Here is a 2,555-nt window from a genome sequence, read left to right on the forward strand (position 1 = left end):
ATTTCTATTCTTCATGCAATTATTAAAAATACTAAATCTCAAAATTAAAAGAATGGAGAATGCAGAATTGAGAATTTAGAATTACGTTTTGCAACGGGGATTTTATATAGAATCAGGTTATACAATATATGTTTATAATTCTATCTATACTTCAATATTTAATCTCCCTATCTCCTCCAACTATACAATAAGTATTCAACCGGATTTGATATTACCCCAACGCAAAACGTGCTGCATTCTAAAAAAAGACTAAACCTCAAAATTAATTCTAAATTCTGAAAAATTCTAAGAGAATGTTTGTAAAGTAAAGATCAAGACGGCTAGAGTGCTTAATGTTTGGTGGGTTACGGCGGAAAGTTAAATTTTGCTTCCGGTTCATAATTATTGCCGCCTAACCCACCCTACTGGACTGTTTCATCTAAAATATTGCATTAGGAAGTAGGGTAGGGACGTTGCATGGAACGTCCGTACGGGAGTAGGGGAGAAAGATTGTTGTTGGGTTTCGTCCCTCAACCCAACCTACATCTATTGCTAAATTCTAAATTCTAAATTCCCAATAATTCTAAATTCTGAAAAATTCTAAATTCTAAATTCTAAATTCTAAATTCTCAACTAACCTGCCATCTGTAAAAAGTGCATAACTCCCTCACTATCACCAGCCACCACTGTTTTCCTATCTTCGCCAACAGTACAACAGTAAAAACTATTCTCTCCAGAAAAACTCATCAACTCTTTTCCTGTCTCAATATCCCATACCTTTACCTTCTGATCTGCTGCTGCTGATACTATCCGTTTACCATCTGGAGTAACTGCTACTGACCTAATAGTATTAGTATGACCTGATAATTTTCGTAATTCTTTCCCACTAGCTAAATCCCAGATTCTGATTGTATCGTCCCAAGAAGCAGATATAACCTTTTTGCTATCGGGAGTAACTGCCACTGACCAAATACCATCAGTATGTCCCCTTAAAGTTCTTATTTCAGTTCCACTAGCTAAATCCCAGACTTTCAAAGTTTCATCCCAGGAAGCAGATATAACCTTTTTGCCATCAGGAGTAACTGCTACTGACCAAATGCCATCAGTATGTCCCCTTAAAGTTCTTATTTCAGTTCCCGTCATTAAATTCCAAATTTTCAGAGTATGATCGCTAGAACCTGAAATTACACATCTACCTCCGGGAGTAATAGCAACTGCATTTACCCAGAAATCGTGACCTGCTAAACTCAATAGTTCCTCACCTGTTTCTAAATCCCAAACTTTGAGGGTATGATCTTCAGAAGCAGATACCGCTCGTCTGCCATCAGGAGCGATCGCCACTGCTGATACTCCTTCAGTATGTCCTACCAATTTTGTAACTTCCTTACCTGTTATGGAGTTCCATATTTTTATGGTATTATCCTCTGAAGCTGATAATACATGACTGGTATTAGGCAACGTGGCAACAGACCTAACTCCCAAATCATGGCGAGAGATTTTTTCTACTACTGTACAAGCTACTAAATCCCAAATTTTAATCGTGTTATCATAGGAACCGGAGATTATTTGTTTACCGTCTGGGGTAATTGCAACTGCTTTCACCCATTCTGTATGTCCTGTAATTGTAAGAATTTCCGAGGCTTTTTCTAAATCCCAAACTTTCAGGGTTTTATCCCACGAACCTGATACTATATATTTGCTATCGGGACTCACTGCGACTGCCCTAACCCATTCTGTATGGCCTTCTAAGGTATGTACTTCTTTACCTGTAGCTAAATCCCAAATTTTAATTGTGTTATCGTCTGAACCCGATACTATATATTTGCCATCAGGAGTAACTGCTATTGCTGTAACTGAAGCGTTATGACCAGTTAGGGTAAGAATTTCCTGGTATGTAGTTAAATCCCAAACTTTCAGTGTCTTATCTGTTGAACTTGATATTGCCTGTTTACCATCAGGTGTAATTGCTATTGCTGTAACTGAAGCAGTATGACCAGTTAAAACATTAATTTCCTCATAGGTTATTATATCCCAGACTTTTAATATTTTATTTTTTGAAGCTGATATTGCTCGTTTGCCATCAGGAGTAACTGCTACTCCATTGATAACATCATTATTTCTCAGAGTACAAATTTCCCTATTTTCAGTTAAATCCCATATTTTCAAAGTTTTATCCCATGCGCCTGATATTGCCTTTTTGCCATCAGGAGTAATTGCTACTCCATATACCCAGGAGTTATGTCCAGTTAATGTGCTAAGTTCACTACCGCTTTCTAAATCCCATATTTTTAATGTTGCATCCCAAGAAGCTGATACTACCTGTTTACCATTAGGTGTAACTGCCACTGCATTAATTGAGTCATTATGCCCACTAATAGTTGTTATCAAAGCTGCATTTGGCGGAGTTAAACTTGGATGAATAGGGGACAACCAGGGAGTATTTTGGGCTGCTTGAATTTGCTCTAGTAATTGTTGAATATAGGGTAGGTTTTTATATTCTAGAAGTCTCCCAAATAGTTGTACTGATAGTTGATTTTTATCTTCTTGTAGAATAGATTTTGATAATTCTAGACTTT

At 37.0% G+C, this 2,555-nt stretch carries 1 protein-coding gene; it reads right to left on the reverse strand.

Translation table 11 applies throughout. From position 1 onward, the window contains the following. Positions 1–612: 612 nt before the first annotated feature. Positions 613–2,555, reverse strand: a 1,943-nt coding sequence (locus AFK68_RS02255; protein WP_094671293.1) for a WD40 repeat domain-containing protein, incomplete at its 5' end; no start/stop codon positions are given.

The sequence above is a fragment of the Hydrocoleum sp. CS-953 genome (genome assembly GCF_002260545.1).
GTDB lineage: Bacteria > Cyanobacteriota > Cyanobacteriia > Cyanobacteriales > Microcoleaceae > Trichodesmium.